The sequence below is a fragment of the Alcanivorax sp. HI0044 genome (assembly GCF_001634945.1).
On record NZ_LWEZ01001342.1, the window covers coordinates 1 to 712 of the forward strand.

The window sequence follows — 712 nt, forward strand, 5'->3', positions numbered from 1 at the left end:
GCAAAGCCTGAACATCGGAGCAGGGGAACTGTTCCGTGTGCTTTACGTGCAAACTCCGCAGCAGCCGGATCGATTGTTGCTGGTGATTCATCACCTGGCGGTGGATGGGGTGTCCTGGCGTATTCTGCTGGACGATTTGCTCGGTGCCTATGGGCAGGCACTGGCGGGCCAGGCGATAACCTTTCCGGAGCGTACCCACAATCTGGGCGACTGGCATCAGGCATTGCTGCAATGGTTGCAGAAAAACGGCGATGAGCGCTTGCCGTTCTGGCTGGCCCAGCAACCGGACAAGGCTTCTGCTGCCTTGCCTGCGTACGCCGAAAAGCAAAGTGCCATCTTGTCGCTGGACAAGGCGGATACCCGCCGGCTGCTACAGGATGCGCCAACCAAGCTGGGGGTTAGCGTGCCGGCACTCTTGCTGACTGCGCTCTCCCGCACCTTGAAGCCCTCATCTGTAGGAGCGGCGCTCGAGCCGCGAACCCGCTCGCGAGAAAAGTCTCTGGATGCGATTCGCGGCTCGAGCGCCGCTCCTACAGGGAATTCGCCCCTGGTTATCAATCTGGAAGGGCACGGCCGTGAAACCCGCCTGGCGCCGGGCATGGACCTGAGTCGGACGCTGGGCTGGTTTACCAGCCTGTATCCGGTATCGCTGCCGTTCTCCGACGACCCGCGCCAGCACCTGTTTGCGGTATCGCAACAATTACAGCAAATC

Annotated in this window: 1 protein-coding gene; it reads left to right on the forward strand. The window is 61.0% G+C overall.

Annotation, left to right across the window (positions count from 1 at the left end; all coding sequences use genetic code 11):
- A partial coding sequence (locus A3730_RS19865; RefSeq protein ID WP_231884004.1) for a condensation domain-containing protein occupies window positions 1–712 on the forward strand: 712 nt, incomplete at both ends.